General features: G+C 65.1%; 22 protein-coding genes and 1 pseudogene. 4 read left to right on the top strand and 19 right to left on the bottom strand.

Going from position 1 to position 24632, the window contains the following annotated elements; genetic code table 11:
* Positions 1 to 4 precede the first annotated feature (4 nt).
* From AC1DN9_RS18465 to AC1DN9_RS18435, 7 genes are read right to left on the bottom strand one after another with little or no spacing between them, the layout of a single operon-like run.
* Positions 5 to 646 carry a PqiC family protein gene (locus tag AC1DN9_RS18465; RefSeq protein ID WP_478102694.1) on the bottom strand — a complete coding sequence of 214 codons (642 nt, stop codon included), beginning with the start codon at positions 644 to 646 and terminating at the stop codon, positions 5 to 7.
* On the bottom strand, positions 643 to 2277 hold the full coding sequence (locus AC1DN9_RS18460; RefSeq protein WP_478102692.1) for a PqiB family protein: 1635 nt from the start codon (positions 2275 to 2277) through the stop codon (positions 643 to 645). Before AC1DN9_RS18460 ends, AC1DN9_RS18465 begins: the two co-directional genes overlap by 4 nt.
* On the bottom strand, positions 2274 to 2954 hold the full coding sequence (locus AC1DN9_RS18455) for a paraquat-inducible protein A (RefSeq protein ID WP_478102691.1): 681 nt from the start codon (positions 2952 to 2954) through the stop codon (positions 2274 to 2276). The genes AC1DN9_RS18460 and AC1DN9_RS18455 overlap by 4 nt, the downstream gene beginning before the upstream one ends.
* On the bottom strand, positions 2951 to 3574 hold the full coding sequence (locus AC1DN9_RS18450; protein ID WP_478102689.1) for a paraquat-inducible protein A: 624 nt from the start codon (positions 3572 to 3574) through the stop codon (positions 2951 to 2953). The genes AC1DN9_RS18455 and AC1DN9_RS18450 overlap by 4 nt, the downstream gene beginning before the upstream one ends.
* Positions 3571 to 4491: a LysR family transcriptional regulator gene (locus tag AC1DN9_RS18445; protein ID WP_478102687.1), complete on the bottom strand. Its 921-nt coding sequence runs from the start codon at positions 4489 to 4491 to the stop codon at positions 3571 to 3573. Before AC1DN9_RS18445 ends, AC1DN9_RS18450 begins: the two co-directional genes overlap by 4 nt.
* An 18-nt stretch (positions 4492 to 4509) precedes the next feature.
* Positions 4510 to 5004, bottom strand: a complete 495-nt coding sequence (locus AC1DN9_RS18440; protein ID WP_478102685.1) for a type II toxin-antitoxin system VapC family toxin — start codon at positions 5002 to 5004, stop codon at positions 4510 to 4512.
* A gap of 1 nt (position 5005) precedes the next feature.
* Entirely contained in the window at positions 5006 to 5254 is a 249-nt protein-coding gene (locus tag AC1DN9_RS18435) for a type II toxin-antitoxin system Phd/YefM family antitoxin (protein ID WP_478102683.1), read from the bottom strand.
* Positions 5255 to 5424: 170 nt separating this feature from the next.
* On the opposite strand from AC1DN9_RS18435, the gene AC1DN9_RS18430 reads away from it, so the two are divergent.
* Together AC1DN9_RS18430 and AC1DN9_RS18425 are read left to right on the top strand one after the other, a co-directional pair.
* Positions 5425 to 6606 (top strand): MFS transporter, encoded by a 1182-nt coding sequence (locus AC1DN9_RS18430; RefSeq protein WP_478102681.1) that lies wholly within the window; start codon positions 5425 to 5427, stop codon positions 6604 to 6606.
* A gap of 55 nt (positions 6607 to 6661) precedes the next feature.
* Positions 6662 to 7714, top strand: a complete 1053-nt coding sequence (locus AC1DN9_RS18425) for an aldo/keto reductase (RefSeq protein WP_478102679.1) — start codon at positions 6662 to 6664, stop codon at positions 7712 to 7714.
* Positions 7715 to 7747: 33 nt separating this feature from the next.
* Here AC1DN9_RS18425 and AC1DN9_RS18420 read toward each other — a convergent pair whose 3' ends face one another.
* The 7 genes from AC1DN9_RS18420 to AC1DN9_RS18390 form a co-directional block, all read right to left on the bottom strand.
* Complete coding sequence (locus AC1DN9_RS18420; RefSeq protein WP_478102809.1) at positions 7748 to 8662, bottom strand: 2OG-Fe(II) oxygenase; 915 nt, start codon at positions 8660 to 8662, stop codon at positions 7748 to 7750.
* Entirely contained in the window at positions 8655 to 9275 is a 621-nt protein-coding gene (locus AC1DN9_RS18415) for a hypothetical protein (RefSeq protein ID WP_478102677.1), read from the bottom strand. Before AC1DN9_RS18415 ends, AC1DN9_RS18420 begins: the two co-directional genes overlap by 8 nt.
* 11 nt (positions 9276 to 9286) lie before the next feature.
* Complete coding sequence (locus AC1DN9_RS18410) at positions 9287 to 10738, bottom strand: cytochrome-c peroxidase (protein ID WP_478102675.1); 1452 nt, start codon at positions 10736 to 10738, stop codon at positions 9287 to 9289.
* Positions 10735 to 13062 carry a phosphoesterase gene (locus AC1DN9_RS18405; RefSeq protein WP_478102807.1) on the bottom strand — a complete coding sequence of 776 codons (2328 nt, stop codon included), beginning with the start codon at positions 13060 to 13062 and terminating at the stop codon, positions 10735 to 10737. Before AC1DN9_RS18405 ends, AC1DN9_RS18410 begins: the two co-directional genes overlap by 4 nt.
* Positions 13063 to 13309: 247 nt before the next feature.
* The gene (locus AC1DN9_RS18400; protein WP_478102673.1) at positions 13310 to 13669 is read right to left on the bottom strand and encodes a DUF1428 domain-containing protein; all 360 of its coding nucleotides are present in this window, start codon (positions 13667 to 13669) and stop codon (positions 13310 to 13312) included.
* A 252-nt stretch (positions 13670 to 13921) separates the two neighbouring features.
* Positions 13922 to 14323 (bottom strand): cupin domain-containing protein, encoded by a 402-nt coding sequence (locus tag AC1DN9_RS18395; protein ID WP_478102805.1) that lies wholly within the window; start codon positions 14321 to 14323, stop codon positions 13922 to 13924.
* 120 nt (positions 14324 to 14443) lie between these two features.
* Positions 14444 to 15199, bottom strand: a complete 756-nt coding sequence (locus AC1DN9_RS18390) for an SDR family oxidoreductase (RefSeq protein ID WP_478102671.1) — start codon at positions 15197 to 15199, stop codon at positions 14444 to 14446.
* Positions 15200 to 15403: 204 nt separating this feature from the next.
* On the opposite strand from AC1DN9_RS18390, the gene AC1DN9_RS18385 reads away from it, so the two are divergent.
* Together AC1DN9_RS18385 and AC1DN9_RS18380 are read left to right on the top strand one after the other, a co-directional pair.
* Positions 15404 to 16999: a winged helix-turn-helix domain-containing tetratricopeptide repeat protein gene (locus AC1DN9_RS18385; RefSeq protein ID WP_478102669.1), complete on the top strand. Its 1596-nt coding sequence runs from the start codon at positions 15404 to 15406 to the stop codon at positions 16997 to 16999.
* Between the two features lie 352 nt (positions 17000 to 17351).
* Positions 17352 to 17981: a redoxin domain-containing protein gene (locus tag AC1DN9_RS18380; protein ID WP_478102668.1), complete on the top strand. Its 630-nt coding sequence runs from the start codon at positions 17352 to 17354 to the stop codon at positions 17979 to 17981.
* 219 nt (positions 17982 to 18200) lie between these two features.
* Here AC1DN9_RS18380 and AC1DN9_RS18375 read toward each other — a convergent pair.
* The 5 genes and pseudogenes from AC1DN9_RS18375 to AC1DN9_RS18355 form a co-directional block, all read right to left on the bottom strand.
* A pseudogene (locus AC1DN9_RS18375) lies at positions 18201 to 18983 on the bottom strand (IS481 family transposase); the annotation flags it as partial.
* A gap of 98 nt (positions 18984 to 19081) precedes the next feature.
* Positions 19082 to 20647, bottom strand: coding sequence for a long-chain-fatty-acid--CoA ligase (locus AC1DN9_RS18370; RefSeq protein ID WP_478102666.1), 1566 nt, complete (start codon positions 20645 to 20647; stop codon positions 19082 to 19084).
* A gap of 60 nt (positions 20648 to 20707) precedes the next feature.
* Positions 20708 to 22588, bottom strand: a complete 1881-nt coding sequence (locus AC1DN9_RS18365) for a TRAP transporter large permease (RefSeq protein WP_478102664.1) — start codon at positions 22586 to 22588, stop codon at positions 20708 to 20710.
* Between the two features lie 28 nt (positions 22589 to 22616).
* On the bottom strand, positions 22617 to 23273 hold the full coding sequence (locus tag AC1DN9_RS18360) for a TRAP transporter small permease subunit (RefSeq protein WP_478102662.1): 657 nt from the start codon (positions 23271 to 23273) through the stop codon (positions 22617 to 22619).
* Positions 23274 to 23359: 86 nt separating this feature from the next.
* Positions 23360 to 24475, bottom strand: coding sequence for a TRAP transporter substrate-binding protein (locus AC1DN9_RS18355; RefSeq protein ID WP_478102660.1), 1116 nt, complete (start codon positions 24473 to 24475; stop codon positions 23360 to 23362).
* Between the last annotated feature and the right edge of the window lie 157 nt (positions 24476 to 24632).

The raw sequence follows: 24632 nt of genomic DNA, 5'->3' as shown, positions 1-24632 counted from the left end.
GAGATCAGGCCGCCGCGCAGGCCGGCACCTGGGTGGACTTCACCGCCGAAACACTGCCGGCGATCGCATCCGCCAGCTTCGCGGTGACACGCTGCGCGCCCTGCGCCAACGCGTCGAAACCGCTGCCGACCGGCTCCGAGACCGACAGCTGACACCCGGTCGCGGGCCCTTCGTCCGTGCGGCGAACGGTCCATGTAAAGCTGGCATCGACCCGGCTGCCCTCCACGGCATCGAACTTGCCCAACTGCACGGCGATGCGGGTCGCCGGCTGGCCGCGTTGACGCCCGGTCTTGGTCACGTCGACCGCGCCGAGACGGCTCGCGATGCTGCTGCCTAGCGCATCGCGCAGTTCGTTCTCGAACGAGGACGACCACCGATGATCTTCGAGGATGTCGACCGCCGGGCTGTCCGGCGCGTCCTTCTTCCGGACGACCATTTGCGGCCGCATGAAGCGCTCGGGCATGGCGATGGGCGCAAGCTCTATATAGGCCGGTGCCCCAGACGCCGCCACGGGTGCGCGCGCCGGTACCGATGTCTCGGCAAGGCTGTAGTACTGCGGCCCGCCGGCGCTGCTGCAGCCGGTCATCAGGAATGCCGCGCCAAAGGCCGAGGCCACGGCCGCGAGGCGGAGTTTCGTCGTTCTCATTTCTGCTTGTCCTCCGGCTTGCCGCGGATCAGTGATTCGGGATGGCGCTCCAGGTAGTCGGTCAGCACGCGCAGCGAGCCTGCGGCGCGCGTGACTTCCTGCAGCGTCTGGCGCAGGTCCTGCTGCAGCGGCGAATCGTCCGAGATCGTCTTTTGCGCCGCGTTGAGCGTGCGGCGCACGTCCTTCATGGCAGCAGTCATCTCGGGTGACACGTCGTTGTTGAGGCTCTTCGCCAGTTGCTCCGCGCTTCCGAGCGTCTTGTTCAGCGAACCCAGCGTCTTGCGCAAATCGTTGCTGATCTCGTCGAACGGCACCTTGTTGATCTTGCGCATGATGTCAGCCACCTGCGACTGGAGCTCGTCCAGACTGTTCGGAACGGTCGGGAACTCCGTCGGCGACTGGGTGGGATCGAACTTGACCTTCGGCGCTTCGGGGAAGAAGTCCATCGCGACATACACCTGCCCGGTCAGCAGGCTGCCGGTGCGCAACTGCGCGCGCAGTCCCTTGCCGACCAGGAAGTTCCAGCGCTCATCTTGCGTTGCCTTGGCAAAGCGCGACTGCCCCGATGGATCGGCCGGCGCGCCGACTGCCCTGCGCCGCAGCCGTTCGGGATAGATCTGCACCACCACGGGCATCCTGAAAGTGCGCTCGCCCAGATCGAACTCGACGCCGATCGACTTGACCTCGCCGATGACCACGCCGCGGAAATCGACCGGCGCACCCGGCGACAGCCCGCGCAGCGACTGGTTGAAGTACAGCAACAAGGTCTGCGACGGGCCGTCCGGCTCCTTCATCGCAGTGACCTCGTCGCCGGCGAGCGTGAATTCGGTGTTCTCCTGCGCCACGGGTCCGCTCACGTCCTCGGGCGACTGGAAGGCAATGCCGCCCAGCAACACGGTGACCAGCGACTGTGTGCGCACCTTCAGACCCGCCGCGCTCAATTCGACGTCGAAACCACTGGCGTGCCAGAACCGCGTGTTGACGCCCACGAACTTGTCGTACGGCGCATTGACGAAGATCCGCAGCGTGACGCCGCGCCCGTCGCCGTCGAGTTCGAAGGCCGCGACCTGCCCCACCTTGACGCGCCGGAAATACACCGGCGAGCCGATGTCGAGCGAGCCGACGTCGCGCGCGTGCAGGAGGAACTGCCGCCCCGACGCATCGCGCGTCACGATGGGCGGCACCTCCAGCCCGGTGAACTCTCCGGCTGTCTCTTCCGACGTTCCGGCATCGGCGCCGATGTAAGCACCCGACAGCAGCGTCCCGAGCCCCGAGATGCCCGATGTGTCGAGCCGTGGCCGCACCACCCAGAAGCGCGTGTCCTTGGCCGTGAAGCCCGACGCCTCTTTCTTGAGCTGGACCAGCACGCGCACATGAGACCGGTCATGTGCCAGCCGAATGCTCTCCACCGTGCCGATCTGCACATCCTTGTACTTGACCGCCGTCTTGCCGGCTTCCAGGCCTTCGGCGGTCCGGAAGGTGAGGACGATCTCGGGGCCGCGCTCCATCAGGATGCGCGCGACCAGCGTGATGCCCACCAGTGCGGCGACGATCGGGATCAGCCAGATCATGGACGGCAGCCAGTTGCGCCGTTTCGCGACCTCTGGAGGGGCGAGCGGGGGTGTCGTCATAGGGTTCCTTCACTTGTCTTCATCTCGTCATCCGGCAACGCCTCGGGCTCGCGTTCTTTTCGCGCGTCCCAGGTCAGGCGCGGATCGAAGCTGATCGAAGCCAGCATGGTCAGTACCACCACCGCGCCGAAGGCGGCGATGCCGAAGCCGGCGGTGATCTCGGCGAACCCATGGATGCGGACCAGGCCGGCCAGCAGCGACACCACGAACACGTCGAGCATCGACCAACGCCCGATCAATTCGAGGACACGGTAGAGCTTGGCCCTCTCCTGTTGCCGCCAGTCGCTGCCGCGCTGGGCCATGACGTTCAGCAGCGTCAACGCCGTCAGCTTGAACAGCGGCACGAGAAAGCTCGCGATGAAGATCAGCGCGGCGAGCCCGTACGCGCCGGAAACCCAGAAATAGATCACCCCGCTGAGGATGGTGTCCTGCTGGGTGCCGAACAGGCTCTTGGTGATCATCACCGGCAACAGATTGGCCGGCAGATAGAGGATGGAGGCCGCGATCAGCAGCGCCCACGTACGATTGATGCTGTCGGGCTTGCGGGTGTGAAGGTGCGTATGGCAGCGTTCGCAGGGTTCGCCCTCTCCTGCGCCTTCCCACACCGCGCCGCAGTGATGGCAGCTCATCAGCCCTTGCTGCGCAGCGGTCTTTACCGGAAGCAACGCTTCGCTCATTCGTCCTGCCCCGGACGCGGCTCGAAAGCCATTTCCCAGAAAGTCCGGGGGTTGAACGAAAGCACCGCGGTCAGCAGCACGGTGAGCGCCACGAAGCCCCACAGCGCCGGGCCCGGAATGACCTTGGCGAGGCTGCCCAGCTTGATGATGGCGACCAGGACACCGAGGAGGAACACCTCGATCATTCCCCACGGCCGCAGCGCCTGCAGCGCGTTCACCAGGATCTTGAAGCCGGTCGGCCGCCGCTCGTAGGCCATCGGCACGAGCAGATAGAACAGGATGCACAGCTGCAGCAGCGGAAAGAGGATGGTCGTCGCCAGCACCAGCAGCGCGACGGGCGACATGCCTTCGGTCGTCAACGCGATCACGGCGCCCGCCAGCGTCGTTTCGCTGGTCAGGCCCTGGACCTGGATCTCGACGATCGGAAACAGATTGGCGATCGCGAAGAGGATCAGGCAGGCGACCGTCAACGGCAGCACCCGCGAACTCTGGTCGCCGGCATGGCGGTCGAGCTCGGTGCCGCAGCGCGGGCAGCGCGAGACCTCGCGCGGGGCCAGGGGCACGCGCCGGTAAATGGCGTCGCAGCCTTCGCAGACGATGGCGTCGGGTACTTCTTTCATGGCTTCGGTCGCCCATTGTCCGCGACGTTGGCGACAAGAAAGTCGAGCAACGCGCGCACGCGTGCCGGAAGCCGGCCCGCCTTGCCGAGATAGACCGCATGGATCGGCGCGATGTCGCCCGGATTGAACTCCTCCATCACCGGCACCAGCCGGCCCGCGTCGATATCAGACTGGACGTGATAGAGCGACAGTCGGCCCAGGCCGACGCCTGCGATCAGCAGCGCGCGAAGCGTTTCGCCGTCACCGGCCCGCACATTGCCGGCAATGGGCATGTCGATCATCCGGCCGTCGACACGCAGGGGCCAGTCAGGGATGGTCCGCCGATAGCTGAAGCCGAGCCGGTTGTGCGCTTCCAACTCTTGCGGCGTGCGCGGCGTGCCATAGCGCTCCAGGTAGACGGGCGATGCGACGATGGCCTGCCGCGTGGCACCCAGCCGGCGCGCGACCAGGTCGGACGACGGCAATTCGCCCCAGCGGATCGCGACATCGGTGCGCTCGTCCATCAGGTCGACCACCCGGTCGGTGACCACGATGTCCAGCGTCACTTCCGGGTATTGCTCGAGAAAACGCGGCACGAGCGGAACCAGCACATGCTGGCCGAACGAAACGCTCGTGTTGATGCTGACCCGGCCGCGTGGCAGCGCGCCCGCCGCTGCGCAACGTTCGGCCTCGTCCATGTCGGCCAGCACGCGCACGCTGCGGTCGTAGAAGTTCCGGCCTTCGGGCGTCAGTTGCAGCTTGCGGGTCGAGCGGTGCACCAGTTGCGTTGCCAGCCGCGCCTCCAACCGGCCGATCAGCTTGCTGACGGCGGACGGCGTCATGCCCAGCACGCGGGCCCCCGCCGAAAAGCTGCCGCGGTCCACGATCTGGACGAAGGCTTCCATTTCACCGGAACGATTCACCTCGATGCGGGGCATGTCGCGCTCGCCGTACTTCTAGGCCGCTTCGCCGAGGATCACGCGCAAATCGGCCAACCGGGAGAAATCGCGATCGTGCGTGACCAAGGCGACCGCACCGGTCTCCAGCGCGGTCGCCGCCTGCAACGCGTCGGGAAGCCGCAGCCCGGTACTTGCCCGGATGCGGGCGGCCGTCACCGCGATGTCCTGGGACACAGGCACCACATCAAAGTTGGACAAGGCTCTCTCATAGCGCTTGGCAAGAACATCCTGACGATGCCTGAAAGGACCGGCGAGAACTTCCGCTATCGCAATGGTCGAGATCGCGATCTGGATCACGCCCTGCGCCTGCAATTCGAACAGTCCCTCGAACACTGGCGCAAAGACAGGGTGGTCATCCAGGAGGTAGATGAGCGGGGCCGAGTCCACCACGACGAGGTCGCCGCCGCGCAAGCCGCCCCACAGAGAAGCCGTCGGCCCCGCCTTGCGCGAGCGGGTCTTGCGTGCTGGCTTTTTCGCGGGAACGCCAGCCATCTCAGTCCCATTCGTTGCGTGCGTTGGCAATCGACTGCGCGGGCGACTTGCCCCACAGCCCCTTGCCGCTGCCTCGCAAGCTCAGGAATTGCCGCCCCGATCGCGCCTTCAGAAGGACGTCCGACGAGACGATCGCCGCGTAGGGTTTGCCATGCCGCGTCAGCAAGCTCGGTTCTCCGGAGTGCGCGCGCAAGGCGAGCTCCGGTAGCGTGTTTCGGCCCTGTTCAAGGCCAACGATGCGCAAGGTCATGGTGATAAGTTCCGTACAGTCTGTACATTTTAGGTCGAGATCGAAATTCGTCCAGGCAGGGCCTGGGGTCTGGGGTCTGGGGAGCGATCTTTGTTGACTTGAATTCATCAATGCTTGTCAGCAAGCCGGTCTAATCAAAACGCAGCGGTGCCCGCACAGTACGGGACATCATGCCCATTGCCCTCCTCGCCCTTACCGCCGGTGCCTTCGGAATAGGCACCACCGAATTCGTCATCATGGGCCTGCTGATGCAGGTCTCGTCGGATCTTCATGTCTCCATCGCGGCCGCAGGTCTGCTGATTTCCGGCTACGCCATCGGCGTCGCGGTCGGCGCGCCGCTGCTGACCATTGCCACACGGCGCTTGCCTCGCAAGACGGTGCTGCTCGCGCTGATGGCGGTCTTCACGATCGGCAACATCGCCTGTGCGCTCGCGGCGAACTACGAGATGCTGATGGCCGCGCGCGTGGTCACCTCGCTCGCGCACGGCACCTTCTTCGGCGTCGGCTCGGTCGTGGCCACCGGCCTCGTGCCGCCGGAGCGCCGCGCCTCGGCGATCTCGATCATGTTCACCGGCCTCACCGCCGCCACCCTGCTCGGCGTGCCGGCCGGCGCATGGCTGGGCCTGCATTTCGGCTGGCGCGCGACCTTCTGGGCCGTGGCGGTGATCGGCGTCGTCGCCTTCACCGTGCTCGCACTTTTCGTGCCGCGCGGCAAGCCCGACGCCGGAAACGCGAATGTGCGCGACGAAATCGCGGTGCTCGCCCGGCCGCAGGTGCTGCTGGGCCTCGCGACGACCGTGCTCGGCTTCGCTGGCCTGTTCCTGGTGTTCACGTACATCCAGCCGCTGCTGACGCAAGTCACGGGCGTCTCCGAGACGGCCGTGTCGCCGATCCTGCTGGTGTTCGGCGGCGGCCTGGCCATCGGCAACCTGCTTGGCGGCAAGCTTGCCGACCGTGCGCTCATGCCCGCGCTGCTGGGCTCGCTGCTTGCGCTGGTCGTGGTGCTGGGGGCGATGCAACTGCTCATCCATACGCCTGTCACGGCCATCGCCTTCGTGCTGCTGCTCGGCATCGTGTCATTCGCAACGGTCGCGCCCTTGCAGATGCGCGTGCTGGAGAAGGCAGCCGGCGCGGGACAGAACCTCGCATCGAGCCTGAACATCGCCGCCTTCAACCTTGGCAATGCGCTCGGCGCGTGGGTGGGCGGCATGGTCATCGACCGCGGCCCCGGACTCGCCGCACTCGGCTGGGCTGCAGCGCTGCTCACGCTCGTGGGACTCGCCATCGCTTTCTGGAGCCGCGCGCTGGACCGCCGCGATGGGCTGCCTGCCTGCGCGGCTGTCGGCGCATAACCCGGCCCCTGGCCCCCGTCACTCGACTCTTCTCTTCATCGAACAAGGAACCATCATGGAACAACGCTACCTCGGCAACTCCGGCTTCAAGGTGCCGGCTCTCGGATTCGGCACCGGCACCTTCGGCGGCTCGGGTCCGCTCTTCGGCGCATGGGGTCGCACGGATGTGGCCGCCGCACGGCGCATCGTCGACATCTGCCTCGAAGCGGGCGTCAATCTCTTCGACGCTGCCGACGTGTATTCGAACGGCGCGGCCGAGTCGATCCTCGGTGCKGCGGTCGAGGGCCGGCGTGACAAGGTCATCATCTCGACCAAGCTCTCGCTGCGCTCGGGCGACGGACCGAACGACGTCGGCTCTTCGCGCCATCACATCATCCAGGCCACGGATGCCGCCCTCAAGCGACTGGGCACGGATTACATCGACCTGCTGCAGATGCACGCCTTCGACGCGATGACGCCTGTCGAACAGGTGCTCGACACGCTCGACGACCTGGTGCGCGCGGGCAAGGTGCGCTACATCGGCGCGTCGAATTTCTCGGGCTGGCAGTTGATGAAGTCGCTCGCCGTATCCGAGCATCGCGGACTCTCGCGCTACGTCGCCAACCAGACCTACTACTCGCTGATCGGTCGCGACTACGAGTGGGAACTGATGCCGCTCGGCATCGACCAGGGCGTCGGCGCCATCGTCTGGAGCCCGCTCGGCTGGGGCCGGCTGACCGGAAAGATCCGCCGCGGCCAACCGCTACCCGCCAGCAGCCGACTGCACGACACCGCCACCTTCGGCCCGCCGGTCGAGGACGAACGGGTGTATCGCGTGATCGATGCGATGGATGGCGTGGCCGAAGAAACCGGCAAGACGATTCCGCAGATCGCGCTCAACTGGCTGCTGCGGCGACCGACCGTTGCCAGCGTGCTCATCGGCGCGCGCGATGAAGCACAGTTGAAGCAGAACCTCGGCGCGATCGGCTGGGAACTCACGACCGAGCAGGTCGCGCGTCTCGATGCGGCCAGCGCCGTGACGCCGCCCTATCCCTACTACCCGTACTGGAACGGCCAGTTCGCGGAGCGCAGTCCTGTCGCGGTGCCCCTGCCCGTGCAGGCGGCTTGAACAGGCGCGCTGCGACACGTCGAAGGCGCAAGGTCACATTCCTGCGAGGGGACGCGCGACCTCGCCGGCGGCCACGAAGCGACGCTGCCGCATCCACTTGGTCGCCACCCACTTCTCGCCGCGCAGCACAGGTGCCCCGGCGTGCAGCGAGGCGTGGTCAGTCTGGCCCTGGCTGTTGCAGTATTCGAAGTACACGGCGCTGCCGCGCTGCGGCGACACGGACCAGCCCAGTTCGGGAAATACCGTCTCGCCGCCCTCTTCCACATCGTTGAGGTATGTCACCAGCGTGCTCACGCGCTGGCCACTGCGCTCCAGCGAGGCCTGGTTGGCAGCGTTCGACGGCACCAGGAAGTCATAGTGCGGCATGCTCTGGGTGCCTGCCGGGTAATAGAGGACCTGCAAGCCTTCGCCGTTTTCCACCGGCAGGTTCATCAGTTCGGACACACGCCGATCGAGCCTCGCGATGAAGGCGTTTTCCTGCAGCCGGAAGAACATCCCCAAGCTGCTGCGCTGCTCGCCCACGCGATCGCGGCCCGACTGCGGATCGACCGTAGTCGACGGCGCAAGGCGCGGCCTGGCCAGTGCGATCAGTTCTTCGCATTCCTGCGCGCTGAACATGTCATTCAACACCGCCATGACAGGTTGCGCCACGCGAGCGGCCACGCGCACTACGCGGTCCGAGGTGCGAATCGACGTCCCCTGCGCGATACGGGCCGCTTCGTATCTGAAGGCAGCCGGCACCGCCACCGAATCGGTGGGCGGCGGGCTGCCGGTACGCAGCGCGCGCACGAAGGCATCGACGATGGTCGCAGCGGCCTCGGCCGGCATGTCCTGGGCTTGCATGGCCTCGACCACGCTCGCGGGCGTGCAGCCCTGGCGCAGGTTGTGCAGCACCCAGTCGCTCAGCGCGGGCGAGAAACGAAGCACCGCATCCGTCGAATCAGGCACTTTCTGCAACCCAACCTTGCTCAGTGTGTTTGAAGGACTGCTGGAGCTTCATGGTGCCGGCGCCACGCACCACGCGGTCGACCATCGGAAAAGCTTTCTGCACCTCGGCGTCGTGGGTCCAGGGTGCGGCATCGACCTTGTAGGTATAGGTGACCACCACCTCGGACGGGTCCTTGACGTCCTTCCGAGCTTCCCAGCCGACGATCTTGTCGAGGCTCAGGCGAGCCGCGCAGAAATCCGAGTGAGCGGCCTGGCCGGGAATTTCGTGCGCGATGAAGTACTTCTTGCCTTCGTCAGTCAGCACATAGCGCGTGACCGTCGTTGCCGGGGTCTCGCCGCTGGCCTCGACCTCCGCCGCGGCGGCGCTGACGAGGCCCGCGTGCTCGAGCACCGGCATCTGGACCGCGTTGCGCGCACGTGTACCGACTTCACGTGCCGGCACGTCGACGGGCCACCTGTCCTTGCCCAGGCACAGGTCGCCGCGCTTCGCCAGATATTCGTTCATGGCGGCTGTCAGCGCCTGCTCGTTGGCGTCGGATGGATGGTTGCATGCGCTCAGCAAGGCCAGCACGGCCGCTCCGAGCGGGGCGAGAAGAGTCGTCTTGTTTTTCATGGAGGGAAGTTTCAATTGACGCAGCCGCCGGGTTTGGGCGGCGTCGCGGGTGTCGTGTCGGCGTCGCTGAGGACGTTCAGGAAGCAGATCAGGTCGGCAATGTCCTGCTCGGACATCGGCGGCGCGGAACCCGCGGCACGGCCGTCCATCGGCAACTGCGTGTCGATGTTGGACGCGTAAGCAGCAGGCAGGTCGTTGTACTTCTGCACATGGCCTCCCGTGTATTGCGTCGTGATCAGGCCGTAGGTCGGGAAGCCCGGATCGTTCGTCGCCTTGGGTTGGCCACCCACCGTGGGGTACCAGAGTTCGGGCTGCGTATCACGCGTGTTGTAGAAGCGGATGACCTGTTCCAGCGAATGCATCACGCCGTTGTGGAAGAAGGCCTTTCGCGTCGCCACGTTGCGCAGGGTCGGCGCCTTGAACATGCCGCAGAAGCTGTTCGCGGCATTCGGCGCGGCCGGCACGTGGTCAGTGCGCAGCGGGCCGCAGACGCCCATGTCGAAGTACTGCGGGTCGTTGTTGGCGGGGATGGCGGCGTTGCGCGGCACGCTGATCGCCTCGTACGAGAAATCGGTGAACAGCGCCGAGCTGCCGTTCAGCCCCGCGCCCTGGTAGTGGCACGACGCGCAGTTGCCGGTCGCCGGATTGGTGAAGACCTTCAGGCCGCGCGTTTCAGCCGGCGTGAGCGCACCACCGATCTTGTTGCCCGCGTAGAGGTCGAACTTGCTGCTGTACGGGTGAAAGCTCTTGTCCTCGATCTGGTAGGCCTGCAGCGCCCGCAAGGCGCTCGCAAAGGCCGCATCTGCGTTGTCGAACACCGTGGCTCCGAAGGCCTGCTTGACGAGCGGCGCGTAGTCGGCGGCCTGGAGCTTCTTCACCACTTCGGCGCTGCTGGCGTTGGCCATCTCGATCGGGTCGAGCAGCGGAATTCGGGCTTGTGCGGCCAGCGTTTCGGCGCGGCCGTCCCAGGTGAAGCCGCCGCCCGGTCCCGGCACACTGATGCCATCGGGATTGTCGAGCAGGTCCGCATACGGGGGGGTGACATCCTTGTATCGCAGCGAGGGCACGGCGCGCAGGCCCGCCTGGTCCAGGTGGACGCCACCCAACTGCACCGCGAGATCATTGGCCGGGGCGTGCGCATGCGCCGGGTCGTGGCAGCTGGCGCACGACATGGCACCGGAACCCGAGAGGCTTCTGTCGAAGAACATCTTCTGGCCCACCTGTGCCGCGAGACTCAGGGTGCTGGTGCTGGCTGGCGTGGCAATCGGCTGGGCCGTGGACGTGACGCCGCCAGACGTGGCGGCCGGAGTGGTCGGCGAGGTCAATGCCTGGCTGCTTCCCCCGCTCCCTCCTCCGCAGGCGTACATCACGACGGCCACGCCCACGGCGCACAGGACGGCTATCGCGAGCCGTCCCGTGCGCTTCGCCGCCGGCCCTTGCGGGCTCGAACGGCGACTCATCATTGCTTCAGCGACCAGACATTGACCTGGTTGGCATCCGGTCCCACCTGTGCTGTCGTCGACACGTCGCCCGACTGTTTCTGCGTGTAGCCCGCCGGCGCCATGAAGGCGTGATTGATCGGACGCACGCTATCGAAGTGGGTGTCGGCGCTCCCCGCGTACTCCGGCAGGTTCAGGATGTTGGCAGCGATGAAGGCTTCCGTGTACTTCGAGCGATTCATGTACGAAGCGTCCAGGGCCGGGTCTGCCAGTTGGAACATGTCCTGCAGCGTCCGCACGAACGAGAAGTGGCTGTAGGCGTCGCTGTCCGACACGCCCTTGGGCGCATCGGCCTGATTCGTCAGGATGCCGAAGATGCTTTCGCCGTGGCCGCGATTGCCCTTGGTGTAGTTGTTGATCGTGGCATCGACCGACCAGGTGCCGTCGGCGTTCTGCTTGATCGGATTGGCAACGCTGCTGTTCGACACGTTCCAGCCGCAGCAGGAGTTGAAGCCGCTGGTGGCGTTGCCTTCGTCGAACATCAGCACGATGGCCACCCGCTTTTGCGGGTTCTGCCACAGCGGCGATGCCTGGATGCGCTTGACGGTGTAGTCGACGTAGTTGTCGCCGCGCGTGATGATCGCGCCGCCGGTCGCGGTCGGCACGTTGTTCGCCACGCTGCTGCAGTCGCTCGCGGTTCCGGTTCCGCCAACACCCTTCACGCTGATGCCGTGCATGTCGTCGCACTGGTCGGGGACCAGGAAGTTCAGGTTGCCGACGTTGCCGCTGGCCAGGTCGGTGCCGAACTGGTCATAGTCGTAGCTCGCGGGAATGGCGTAGTCGGTGCTGTTCTTCAGCGCCGCGTCCCACTGACCGCCACCCATCGTGCGATTGCTGTACTTCCACTCAGGCGCGCTGCGCACGTTCTGGTAGGCCATGCCGGGGTGGTGCTTGGTCTTGTAGAGGCCGGCGGGCAGTGGCAACGTGAGTGCCGCACTGCCCACGGCCGCCGTGTTGCCGGCCATGGTGCCCGGCGCGTAGACGTTGTCCTGCGCGGTGACCGCGGCATCGGCGACGCTGTCGGTGCGGAAGTCCTGGCCCGGATTCATCGATTCGCTGTACGTGCGCCAGGTCAGGCCGGCATTCGTCATGGCATTGAAGAGGTTCGGCTTGCCGACGATGTTGTGGGCAACCGCCGCCGACTGTGTGCACGTGGCAGTGAATGGCGACTTGGCCAGGCCGGGCTGCGTGTTGTCGGGCACGGGCAGGTCCTGCACCGCATTGGCTCCGGTGGCGTCGCAGTTCCACTGGCTGTCGTCGGTGATGCCCCAGTCGTCCGCACCGCCCAGGGCCGTGTAGTTGGGTTCGCTCGGGTTGCCCGTGGCGTAGTAGCTCACGAGCTGGTTGCCGGCCTTCAGGTAACCGTTGATCTTGGGCGCATAGGCCGAGTTGACGATCGACAGCGTGGCCTTGTTCTCCAGCATCACGATGAAGATGTTGTCGTAGCGCGGAATTCCCTCGACATTGAAGGCGGCCTGTTGCGACTGAAGGAAGGTGATCGGCTTGCGGGTGTCCGTCGCGTTGGCGGTGGCGACGGTCACGCCCGCCATGCCGGCCAGGCGCGGATCGCCTCCGGGATTGGCCAAGGCATCGGGGTACAGGTCGCCGCGGTCGAGTTTCGTGGTGGCGTAGGCGAAGCGATTGTTCAGCGCATTGGCTTCGTTGAGCAAGGCGGTCTGCACCGTCGCGCTGGCTGCGCTTGCATCGGCGAGCACGGCATCGACCGACACGCCGAGGCGCGTGGCCAGATTCTGCTTCTCGACCGCATAGCTGGTGTTGTTGGCCTCGATCAGGCGCGCTACTTCAGAGGACAGCGGGCTCACGACGACGGATTTGCCCTGCTCGAGGACCTGGTCGAGCGAGACACGAAGCACTTCGCGCGAGGGCACGCTGGCGCCGGTCGCGGTGTTCTTCGCGCTGGTGCCAATGTCGGCGATGAGTGCCGAAGCGCTCGGCAGTGAAAGGCTGAACTTGCCGTTGGCATCGGTGACAGCGGTGGTTTCGCCGCTGTCACAGCGACCGTTGTTGTTGGCATCGACGCAGACGGTTGCGCCCGCGTAGTAGCCGGGCATGACCACAGGGTCGGTGGCGCTGCCGGGCTTGAACGCACTGGCGGCGAGCACGCCGCTGACAGTGGTGCCGCTGCCCCCGCTGCTGCCGCCCCCGGACTGGCTGGGCGCTGACTGGCCGCCTCCCGCTTGCCCAGTGAGGAAGCCGGCGTCGTTGCCGCTGCCGCCTCCGCATGCGGCGAGCAGCGACGCTGCGAGCACGGTCAAAGCAGGGCACACCAAGCCGGATCTGATTTTTTGAATGGCTTTCAATGTTGTCTTTCAGTCGTGGAGAAGGATGCGAAATTGGCGGCACGGAACCGAAGGCCCCGCTTCGCCGGGAGAACCAGCGAATCTAGAGACGGTTCGTGTCAACCAAATGGCACCAGACTTACAACTGAATTAGCAAAAACAACAGACTTGCACAACATTGACGGAGCGTGTAGCGAGTGCCCAACTCGCCACGGCCCCTGCAAAAGCGGCTTGATCAGGCGTCGACCAGCACCTCGAAGCCGCCCCAGAACATCCGCTTGCCGTCGAAAGGCAAACGCTTGGGGTCCATCATGTCGGCGAGGCGCGGGTCGCTCATGACCAAGGCGTTGACCTCGTCGCGGTGGTCGCGCGATTCGAAGACGACGTAGGAAAACACGACGACTTCATCGTCCTTCAATTGGACGCTCTGCGGGAAGGACGTGACTTCGCCGGACTTCACGTCATCGGCAATGCATTCACGGTATGCGAGGGCGCCGTGCTCGCGCCAGATCTTTCCCGCGCGCGTCGCCATTTCGCGGTACTGCTCGATGTTGCGCTTGGGAACGGGGAGAACGTATCCGTCGACGTAGGCCATGCAAGTGACTCCTTGAGACTGGACAGCCAACGTTAGCGAACTCCGGAAGCATCGCCAAGCACCCTTCGGCCGGTGCAGGCATTTGCCGAACTGAGCCAGAATCCGTGACCTGTTCTTTCCCGTCGCGATCCGCCGCCCAGTAGGTGTCGAGAAGACTCGTGAACAACGGACGCGGCGCCTCGGCATGACTTGCCTCCTGAAGCTTGCTTCTCACTTGGCGCTACGCCGCCTTGTCGTTTCGTCTGACCGGGTTCAATGCACGGGCGTCAGGATCGGAGCGCCCTTGTTCTTCACGAGGAACACCACAAACTTCGCCGGCTTGGTCGTGCTGGCATTGCGGCCGACGATGTGCACGTCGTTGGGCCCCTCGTAGAAGCTTTGCCCCTCATGCAGCGTCACGGGCTCGCTCCCCTTGAGCTGCATGACGATCGAGCCCTCCAGCACGTAGAGGAATGCATGCGCGTCGTGGCGATGGACCTCATCCGTGCTGCCAGGCGGATAGAGCACTTCCAGGACCAGGCCTTCCTTGCCCGGGAAGTCGGGCAGGTCCTTGAGCATCACTTCTTTGACCTCCGCATGAGGCGCCGCGTGCGAGCATGGGGTGTACAGCACGCCCAGCAGCAGCAGCGCGCAGGCGATGGCAAGAGACTTCATACCGGCTCCCCGTTCTTTGAACAGATCGGGCGACGGATGCATATCGCGGATGCGCTGGGTCATGGGGACCTCCTGGGCGAATGGACAGGACTGAACCTTGGTCATCGGTCCGACACCACCTCAGGTCGCTGCAGCCTTGGCAGCCAGCCAGTCCTCGAACCGGATCGCGCCTATGCGCGGATTCTCTCCCGGCGTGAGCGACCGATCGGAGAGGAGGCCGCCGAAGTAGCGTGCGTGGACGTCCGGCACGACCTTGCGCGGATCCTGCGTCAGCCGCAGGAAGCGCCTGACCAGTTCGTCCAGCGGCATGGCCTCCGGACCGGCGACTTCGACCGTGCCGTTGACCGGCGGAGCGACTGCGACCTCGGCGAGCGCCGCTGCCACGTCCGTCGACGCGATCGGCTGGATCAGCGCCGGCGACAGGCGGATCTCCTCGCCGACGGTGCCCGCCTGGGCAATGCCGCCGACGAACTCGAAGAACTGCGTCGCACGCAGGATCGTGTAGGGGATGGCAGACGCCTTGATGAGGCTTTCCTGCGCGACCTTCGCCCGGAAATAGCCGCAGTCGGGAAGCCGTTCGCTACCGACGATCGAGAGGGCCACATGGTGGCGCACGCCGGCAGCGGCTTCGGCGGCCAGCAGGTTGCGGCCCGACGTCTCGAAGAATTCGAGGACGGCCTGGTCTTCCCAGACCGGTGCGTTCGCCACATCGACGACGACCTCGGCGCCGTCGAGCGCTTTGGGCAGACCCTCGCGGGTGATGGTATTGACGCCCGTGTTGGGGGAGGCTGCGAGCACGTCGTGGCCGCGCTCGCGTAGATTCTTCACCACCTTCGTTCCGATGAGGCCGGTGCCTCCGATGACGACAATCTTCATGGCTTCTCTCCGCTTTCTTTCGACCGCAACCGTTGCCGTCGATGTGTGGAGATTGCCTGTGCGCTGCGCGGAAGTCCTTGCCGTCACCTTGAATTTCCCTTCAGAAGAGCTTGCTTGCTCGTCCAAGCGTTGCTGTACATTCAGACGGAAACAGTCGTCAGTTGCCCCGCCATGGAGCCGAGGCGTTCGGCCAGGGGAAGCCAAGTGCAGTTCTTGTTTGAAGACTACGTGCTCGACCCGGAACGTCGGGATCTTTCGCGTCGCGCGGAAGTCGTGTCGATCGGGCCGCAGGTCTTCGATTTGTTGCTACATCTCGTCAGGAACCGCAACCGCGTCGTCAGCAAGGACGACCTGCTGCAGGCGGTATGGAGCGGCCGAATTGTCTCGGAGTCGACGATCACCAGTCACATCAACGCGGTTCGCAGGGCTATTGGCGACACTGGCGAGGAGCAACGCCTAGTCCGGACGGTTGCCCGCAAGGGTTTCCGCTTCGTCGGCGAGGTCCAGGTCAGCGAGAACGGGGAAGCTCAGCTGCCCGGTGTTCCAGGGGTCGACGAAGACACCTCCAGCGAATCGAGGGAGCCACCGTCCGCGCTCGTCCTTCCGGACAAACCCTCCATTGCCGTCTTGCCCTTCAACAACCTGAGCGGTGATCCGGAGCAGGAATATTTCGCTGACGGCGTGGTGGAGGACATCATCGCCGCGCTGTCGCGCATGCGCTGGCTGTTCGTCATCGCGCGCAATTCGAGCTTCACCTACAAGGGCCGGGCGGTGGACGTGAGGGAGGTTGGCCGCGAGCTTGGCGTGCGCTACGTGCTGGAAGGCAGTGTGCGAAAGACCGGCAGCAAGGTGCGCATCACCGGGCAGCTCATTGACGTCACGACCGCTACGAATCTCTGGGCCGAGCGCTTCGAAGGCACGCTGGACGACATTTTCGAACTGCAGGACCAGATAGCGGAAAGCGTCGTCGGCGCGATTGCGCCGCAGCTCGAACAGGCGGAAATCGAGCGCGCCAAGCGCAAGCCGACGGAAAGCCTGGACGCCTACGACTATCACCTGCGCGGCATCGCGAAGCTGCACAGCGGAACTCGCGAATCAATCGAGGCGGCGCTGCCCTTGTTTTACAAGGCCATCGAGCTCGATCCGGATTTTGCATCGGCCTATGGCATGGCAGCCTGGTGCTATTTCTGGCGCAAGGTGAATGGCTGGATGACCGATCGGCCCAGGGAGATCGCCGAGGGTACCCGCTTGGCAAGGCGGGCTGTGGAGCTCGGCCGGGACGATGCTGTCGCGCTTACGAGAGGAGGCCATGCACTCGGGCATCTCGCCGGCGACCTCGATGGCGGTATCGCGCTGCTCGACAGGGCCGTGCTGCTCAACCCGAACCTCGCGCCCGCATGGTTCCTGGGCGGGTTCCTGCGCGCTCTCCACGGTGAAACAGACGCAGCGATTGAACATCTGGCGCGTGCCGTTCGCTTGAGCCCACTGGATCCGGAGATGTTCCGGATGCAGGCAGGAATGGCGTTGGCGCACTTCTTCGCAGGGCGCATCGATGCCGCTTCGGCTTGGGCCGAAAAGGCCGTCGGGAATCTACCGACTTTCCTCGCCGCGGTCGGCTTGGTGGCGGCGAGCCATGCACTCGCCGGACGAACGGACAAGGCGCAGCAGGCGATGCAGCGCCTGCGCACGCTCGATCCGTCACTGCGCGTCTCCAATCTCAAAGACTGGCTTCCGATCCATCGCCCGGAAGACCTGGCGCAGTTCGCGGACGGGCTGCGGCTGGCCGGATTGCCCGAGTGACTACGGCACGGTTGGCGCAGACACCCGTACCGCTCGAACTCGATCTGCTTACGGGACGTTTGTCGCGAGGTCGCAATAACGGGGCCGGATCATGACAGGCCGCGAGTTGAATAGCGCGCATGGCTTGACGCAACCCAGAGCTTCGTGGCTGGCGGCCCTTCGCTTGACTCGCCGTTCTGCATGAGAGCCGGCCTTCAGGCCTCGCTCAGCACGGACGGACGCGTGGAGTTGCTAATCCACCGCCGAGTTGACCGCAGCGAGCCCGGCAATCCGCATAGCCGACTTTCGCGAACTACAGCTTCGGCCAGAACCGGAAGTTCGGCACGACTCTCCAGTTTTCCCATGACAGGCCTTGCAGGCGCTCGCCTCAGATTCAGTCGATAAGGTGGCGATGTTCAGGCGTTCGACCTTGATCCTTATTGGCTTCTATCGGGGCCTGCATTGCCCGTTCTGCCGACGTCAGGTGCTGCAACTCGCCAGCGTAGAGCCGCCTTTGCGCGCCAATGGGGTAGAGACCCTCGCCGTGATCAACACGCAGCTGGACCGCGCCAGCCTTTACTTCCGGTACCGGCCGACGCCGGTCACGCTACTGTGCGACCCGGATTGCCTCACACACCAGGCCTTCGGCGTGCCGCACCTCGAGTTCCTGGCTCCTGGCGACAGTAGGCAGCCCGAATGGCCCTATCGCGCAAGCATGGCGGAGTTCGCCGCGGCACGCATCAATCCCACCGGCGAACTGTCCGGACCGACGCAGCCCATGGAGGCCAACACCGCCCTTAACCACGAGGACGGGTTTGAACTAGACGAGCTCGACAGCGCTGTCTTCGCGAGCCACGGCACTCAGCTCGTCGGACACTTTCTGGTCGACGCGGCAGGCATCATCCGATGGGTGCAAATCGAGGCGGTCGATGGACCGAACAGCCTCTCCATCTTCCCCAATGCGGCGCAGATCATTGCCGCCGCTGGCAGCCTTGGCCCTTGACCACCGATGTCGACCAGGACCGGGCCTTCGCGCCTCACCTCTACATGATCAAACCGCTGGTCGCCTCGAGCAAGATTGAAGGGATCCGCTTCGGCCTAAAGCGGCAGCTGGACAATCCCGGGCAACGTTCGCCCATGGGGGCACGCGACTTCAAGCGCCGATCAGCTGCCGCAGTTCGCCTCGAATAAGGCCGCGAATCGTTCGGACCATCAGCGCGATGTGAAGCGTCAAGAGGTTATTTCTTGACGAGCTGAGTCTGGACATGGGCACCATGCCGCCGATGCCACTGTGGGGTCGGTGCCAGTTGTAGTGATGCTGCCAGCTCGCCAAGGCGAGCGTTCGCTGGGCAGAGTTCTGGTAGGTCCATCCATAGGCCCACTCGCGCAGTGCGGACTGGATGAAGCGCTCGGCCTTGCCGTTGGTCTGTGGCCGGTAGGCGCGAGTGAACTTGTGCTTGATGCCCAAGGCGGCACACGCGATGGCGAACTCGCGCGAGCGGAAGGCTGAACCGTTGTCCGTCAGCAGGCGCTTGATAGCAACGCCGAGTCGGGCGTAGTACGCCACGGCATCCTGCAGGAACTGCACCGCCTGGTGCTTCTTCTCGTCGGGATGCATGGCGGTGAAGGCAATGCGTGCGTGGTCGTCGATGGCCACGAAGAGAGTTTCCCAGCCGGCACCGTCAACGGAGTCTTTTCGATTGCCGGTGACCCGGTGGCTGGGCCGCACGATGCGCCCGAGCTTCTTGGTGTCGATATGCAGCAGATCGCCGGGGGCCTCGTGCTCGTAGCGCACGACAGCCTCGACAGGCTCCAGATCGCTCAACTTGGACATGCCGGCTCGCGCCAGAACGCGGCTGACCGTGGACTCCGACACCCCCACGCTGCGAGCGATTCGAGCCTGCAGCATTCGCCGTTTGCGCAGCTCGACGATAAGCAAAGCCTTGCCTGCATCCATCTCGATTCGGCGGGCAAAGGTAAGTCGGGCATGCTTATGGCTGTTCATCCGGTTGGGCGTCCTGGGTGGATTGGGTGTTTGGCGACTTCCAGTCTCTCAAACCCAATCCGGATGAACACCGGATACAACCTATTGAAGCTTCACATCTAGACCACCTGGCGATCGCGCCCCTCCCAATAGGGCTTGCGGAGATCCTTCTTCAAGACCTTCCCGGTCGGGTTGCGAGGCAGCGCATCGACGACGTCGAAGGACTTGGGGCACTTGAACGACGCCAGGCGTTCGCGGCAATAGGCCAGCACCTCTTCCGTGTCGACCGTGGCCCCAGGCGCCGCGACGACGACTGCCTTGGGCACCTCGCCCCACAGTTCATCCGGCACGCCGATCACGGCGACGTCTTCGATGGACGGATGCTCGGCCAGCACCCGCTCGATCTCTGCCGGATAGATGTTCTCGCCGCCGCTGATGATCATGTCCTTGATGCGATCGGTGACGTAGACGTAGCCGTCGGCATCCATGTGTCCGCCGTCGCCGGAGCGCAGCCAGCCATCCGCAGCGATCGCCGCTCTCGTGGCCTCCGGCTTGCCCCAATAGCCACCCATCAACTGCTCGCTGCGGACCCAGATCTCTCCGGGCTCACCGGTTGGAACGGGCTCGCCACTCACCGGGTCGCAGATCTTGATCTCGACGCCGTGGATCGGCCGGCCCGCCGACACGAGCCGGTGTGCAACCGCCGGGTCTCCGTGGTCCGCTGCACCCAGGACGGTCACGACACCGCATTGCTCGGTCATGCCATAGACCTGTTGCATCACACCGGGGAACAGTTCAAGCGAAGCGCGCATCACCGGAAGCGGCATCGGCGAGGCGCCATACGACAGCGTCTTCAATGCCGAGTAGTCGCGGTCGGCCGCACCGGGGACCTTGGTCATCATGGCCAGCAGCGCGGGCACCAGGAACGTGTGGGTGATCCTCTCGCGCTCCAGCATGTCCAGCACCGCCGCAGGGTCCGGCATGCGCAGCATGGTGATCCGTGCGCCCTGGCTGAGCGCCGTCAGCGCGTAGCTGGTGCCGCCGACATGGAACAGCGGCATCGCGACCTGGACGCGCGCGTCGGCACCCATGTCCTGGTCGACCCCGACGTTGTGCGAATGCGCGAGCATCCCGCGGTGGGTGAGCATCGCGCCCTTCGGGAAACCGGTCGTGCCCGAGGTATACAGCTGAACGAAGCAGTCATCGGGCGTCGCGGGATGAACCTCGGCATCGGGCTCATGCGCAGCCAGCCACGCTTCGTATTCGTCGTCGGGGCCGCCAATGCGGATCACCCGCTCCACCGCCGGCAGCTTTTCCCGGAGCTTTTCGACAGTCCCCGCAAACTCCGGTCCGACGAAGAGAATCCGGGCGCGCGCGTCGTTGATCACATAGACGATCTCAGGCGGCGCGAGCCGGAAGTTGACCACGGCGTTGGCCGTGCCGACCTGCGCGCAGGCCAGCGTCAGCTCGAGGCACGACGGGTGATTTAGGTCGAGAACGGCGATCCGGTCGCCGGGGATGAGCCCCGCCGCCCGCTGGGCGGCAGCGTTGCGGCGCACCCGCCGAGCCAATTCGGCCCATGTCAGGCTCGACCCGCCGAAGCTCACGGCCACGGCATCGGGTTGCCGGCTCTCCCAGTTCGCAAGCATGGCGGTGAAGTCAGTGGGAACGGATGGAACGGTCATGCGGTCTCCTCTTTTGAACGATGTTGACTTGAGCCAGCAGCTCAACCTTTTGCGTGAGGCCTAGCCTCCGTACAGGTACTGCGGCAGCCACAGCGTCAGGGCCGGCCAGAGGTACATGAACACCATGCACAGGATGACGATCAGCATGTACGGCATCATCCCCGCGAAGATCTGGTTGAGCGTCACGTGGGACGGCGACACCCCCTTCAGGTAGAAGGCCGACATCGCAACCGGCGGCGACAGGAAGGCCGCCTGGAGGTTCACGAACACCAGCACGCCGAAGAGCAGAGGGTCGATCTGGAAATGCGCGAGCAGCGGCAGGAAGATCGGAATGAAGATCACGATGATCTCGGTCCATTCGAGCGGCCAGCCAAGCACGAAGATGATCGCCTGCGACAGAAGCAGGAACTGCAGCGGCGTGAGGTTCATGCCCATCACCCACTCCTCGATGATCCGCTGGCCGCCGAGCAGCGCGAACACCGCCGAGAAGAGCGCCGAGCCGACGAACAGCCAGCACACCATCGCCGTCGTCTTCGCGGTCAAGAAGACGGCTTCCTTGATACGCTGGAAATTCAGCGTCCTGGCCTGCCATGCCATGAGGAAGGCGCCCGCCGCACCGACCGCCGCCGATTCGGTGGCCGTGGTGATGCCGAAGAGGATCACGCCCAGCACCACCAGCGTCAGGATGCCGAGCGGCATGACCGACGACACCAGCATTCGCAGGATCTCGAACTGCTCGGCGTCCAGGCGCCAGTAGTACCAGCCGAGCATCGCGAGGGTGAAGGCGCAGGTCAGCCAGAAGCCCGTGTAGAAGGACTCGGGGACCGCCTCGGCATGCGGTGCGGCGACCGGCTCGCCGAGGGCCTGCATGGCTCGTCCTTCTTCCTCCCCCTCCCTGGGCGTACTTTCGGCGCCGGGCGGCTCCTGGACGCCATCGGACGGCGGCTCCTGCAATGCCTCGGACGACGGCTCCGGCAATGCCGTGCCCGACTGCGGCGCCGGCTGCGACTGCGTGACCTCCGGAGGCGGGGGCGTGTTGTCCTTCTGCGAATAGATCGTCACGTACCACCAGACGGAGCCCAGCGTCACGACCGCGAGCAGGATCGGCACGAGCGCCTGCGTCAGGAAGCCCAGCAACTTCCACCAGGTGATCCGCACGCCTGCCGCAGCCGCCTCCAGGGCACGCTTCGGCATGAGCACGGCGGCGGCGAGCGCCGGCAGCATGCGGCGCGAGTAGGTGGTGGCGATGTGGGCCACCTGGGGCGAGATCGGTGCGCGCTGCGCTTCGGGGGGCAGTTTCGGCGCCACCTTGGGCTGGATCAGCGCCCATCCGATCACGTAGAGCAGATAGAGAAACGCCAGGAAGAAGCCCGGGAACATCGCCGCCGCATAGAGCTTGACCACCGACTGCCCGGCCACCGCCGCGTACACGATGATCATCACGGAGGGCGGGATCAGGATGCCCAGCGTGCCGCCCGCGGTGATGACGCCGGCCGCGAGCCGCGTGTCGTAGCCGGCGTTGAGCATGGGTCGCATCGCGATCACGCCCATCAGCACCACCACCGCGCCCACCAGGCCGCTGGCAATGCCCCAGAAGGTGCAGATGATCAGCGTCGCGACCGCGAGCGACCCGGGCACGCGGCGAAACGCGAGCTGCACGCTGTGGAACATCTTGTCCACCAGCGCGCCGCGCTCCATCACGTAGCCCATGAGGACGAACAGCGGGATCGACAGCAGCGTCTCGTTGGTCATCGCGCCGAAGGTCCGCTGCACCATCAGATCGAAGACATGGTTGTCGAACCAGGGCACGGCTGGATCGTAGAACGCGACGAAGCCGAACAGCATGCCAAGCCCCATCAGCGTGAACGCGGTTGGGAAGCCCAGCATGATCACGACCACGATGAGCCCCAGCATCGTGAGTCCGAGAGCGGCCTCGTTCATTGGGGTGCCCTTGTGCTTCGCCCTGCACTCATATCGACTCCCTCCCGCGCTGGCGCGCCGCTTCGTCCACGTCCTTGGCGCGTTCGATGACATCGCGCCGCGCCTCCTCGTCCACGTAGGTACTGCTGGCAAGCTGCTGCTCGACCACATCCATTTCCTCTGCGTCCTTCAGGCGCGGCGTCCACTCGCCGGTGCGCAGGCACGCCACGCAGCGCAGGATCTCGGCCAGGCCCTGCAGCATCACAATGGCGCCGGCCAGCGGGATCACGACCTTGAAGGGGTACACCGGCAGCGGCGTGGCATTGAAGGTCTGTTCGCGCATCGCCAGCGAGTCCTGGAAGTAGCTCCAGCCGGCCCAGGTCAACGCGCCGATGCCGGGGAGGAAGAACGCGATGTAGAGCACCAGGTCCAGCGCGGCCTGCGTGCGCGGCTTCATGCTGCCGTAGAGGAAGTCGCCGCGCACGTGCCCGTCCTGCGACAGCGTGTAGGCGCCGCACATCATGAAGAGCGTCCCGTACATCATGTTGTTCACGTCGTAGATCCACGCCGTGGGTGCGTTGAGCACGTAGCGCTTGAAGACCTCGGCGCACACCACCAGCATCAGGGCGACGATGAGCCACGCAAAGGTCTTGCCAGTCCATGTGCTCAGGCGGTCGGCGGCGTGCAGTATTTGTTGCGTTTTCATGGGCAACCCGAAGTACGACAGGCACGGAAAAACCTTCCGGCCGTGGCCGGAAGGCGGATGCGGCTGCTACGGCGACGGCGACGGCATCAGGTCTTCTTCGCCGGAGTCGCGAAGTAGTGGTTGTAGGCCATCCTGAAGTCGACCATGTAGTCGTTCTGCCACTGGCCGGCGGGTTGCGCAAAGGCCTTCTGCGATTCGAGCACCTTCTTGAACAGCGGGTTCTCTTCCGACTTCTTGGCGATCGTCTTGTCCCAGGCGGCAAGCTGGGCGCGCAGGATGGCGTCGGGCGTCTTGTAGAACTTCACGCCCATCTTCTTCATCTCCCCGTAGTCCATCGTGTTGCGGGCCACGGCCTTCCAGCTCATGTCGGCGCTCGCCGCCTGCACCGCGTAGTCGATGACGGAGCGAAGCTCCGCCGGTAGCGCGTTGTACTTGGACTTGTTGAACAGGATCTCGAACTGCTCGCCGCTCTGGTGGAAGCTCTGCAGCATGCAGTTCTTCGCCACGTCGGGAAAGCCCAGCACGCGGTCGCTCGAGGCGTTGTTGAACTCCGCCGCGTCGATCAGGCCGCGGTCGAGCGCGGGCACGATCTCGCCGCCGGGCAGCGGGTTCACCGCGGCGCCGAGCTCGGTGAAGATGTCGACCGCGAGCCCGACGGTGCGGTACTTGAGGCCCTTCAGGTCATCGACCTTGGCGATGGGCTTCTTGAACCAGCCCAGCGGCTGGGTCGGCATCGGACCGTAGAGGTACGACACCACGTCCATGTTGATCGACTTGTAGATTTCCTCGAGCAGCACCTTGCCGCCGCCGTAGTAGTGCCAGGCCAGTACCATGTTCGGGTCCATGCCGTAGGCCGGGCCCGAGCCCCACAGCGCGAGCGCCGAGTTCTTGCCGTAGTGGTAGGCGACCACGCCATGGCCGCCATCGAGCGTGCCCTTGTTCACCGCCTCGAGCAACTGGAAGGCCGGCACGACGGCACCGGCGGGCAGCACTTCGATCTTCAGGCGCCCGCCGGCCATGTCGTTGACCTTCTTGGCGAAGTCGTTCGCATATTCATGGAAGATGTCTTTCGCAGGCCAGGTGCTCTGGAATCGCAGCGTCGTGGTCTGGGCCATGCTCAGCATGGGCGCGGACATGGCGCCAGCCGCGACTGCCGCACCTTTCAGCAGACTGCGTCGACGGGTCGTTTGCTTCTCTGTCATAGCGTGTCTCCTTGGTAGGTCCTGGAAAATCCAGACTCGTATCTTGATGCGTAAACATTCGTGACAAAGAGGGTTTTCACGAACTGGTGGTCCGGCACGGGCGCGCCGGAACCGCCTCCGGGCCTGCGTCATGTTGACGCACGAAGGCGGATGGTTC

The sequence above is a fragment of the Variovorax sp. 05L425 genome, assembly GCF_056397705.1.
This window is presented reverse-complemented; position numbering and strand designations above follow the sequence as displayed.